Raw genomic sequence first — 1,076 nt, 5'->3', positions numbered from 1 at the left:
TGTGCTGTCCCGGGACGTTGGTGACAGGCGACACGCTGTGGGTGGTTCTTGAACGGGGCGAGGGCCTCTGGGTTCGGTGTGGATTGCGAAGTCTGCACCGACGCCCAGGAGGCCCTCGTTGTTCCACCGTAATGCTCCGCTGACGGCGACCGGCAGGCTGCGTCTGGCCCGGTGTGTCGTCGAGGACGGCTGGCCCCTGCGGCGGGCCGCGGAACGTTTCCAGGTCAGCCACACCACTGCCGCCCGTTGGGCAGACCGCTACCGCCGGCACGGGGCAGCAGGAATGCACGATCGCTCCAGCTGTCCGCGTCTCAGCCCGCGCAAGACGCCGTCCGCGGTCGAACGACAGGTCGTGCGGCTGCGGCGCGAGCACCGCATCGGCCCCGTCCGGCTGGCCGCCCGCACCGGCATCGCCGCCTCCACCGCCCACCGGATCCTGCAACGTCACGGCCTGCCCGCGCTCGCGGCCACCGACCGCGCCACCGGCGAACCCGTCCGCCGCTACGAACGAGCCCGGCCCGGCGAACTGGTCCACATCGACGTCAAGAAGCTCGGCCGCATCCCAGACGGCGGCGGCCACAAAGTCCTCGGCCGCGCAGCCGGCCGGGCCAACCGGGACCGCCGCAACGGCACCGGATACGCCTGCCTGCACACCGCCCTGGACGACCACTCCCGCCTGGCCTACACCGAAGACCTGCCCGACGAGAAAGCCGCCACCTGCGCCGGCTTCCTGCGACGAGCCGCCGCCTGGTTCGCCGCACGCGGCATCACCATCGAACGGGTACTGACCGACAACGCCTGGTCCTACACCAAGAACACCTGGCGCCAGACCTGCCGCGACCTGGGCATCAGCCCCCGCCGGACCCGGCCCTGGCGGCCACAGACCAACGGCAAGGTCGAACGCTTCCACCGCACCCTGCTCGACGAATGGGCCTACCAGCGGCCCTACACCTCACAAGCCGAACGGCAGGCAGCGTTTCGCGACTGGCTGGACTGGTACAACTACCACCGACCCCACACCGGCATCAGCGGCCACACTCCAGCCAGCCGCGTCACCAACCTCTCCGAACAGCACA

The 1,076-nt window shown here is 70.6% G+C and carries 1 protein-coding gene; it reads left to right on the top strand.

Annotated features, from left to right (window positions below; translation table 11 throughout):
* Positions 1-118: 118 nt before the first annotated feature.
* Positions 119-1,076: IS481 family transposase (locus CCL05_RS40510; RefSeq protein WP_107400584.1), on the top strand; the 958-nt coding region annotated here is incomplete at its 3' end.

The organism is Streptomyces africanus (assembly GCF_002150735.1).
Taxonomy (GTDB): Bacteria; Actinomycetota; Actinomycetes; order Streptomycetales; family Streptomycetaceae; genus Streptomyces; species Streptomyces africanus.
Note: the sequence above shows the minus strand (reverse complement) of the source record. Positions and strands in the feature narration are given on the sequence as shown.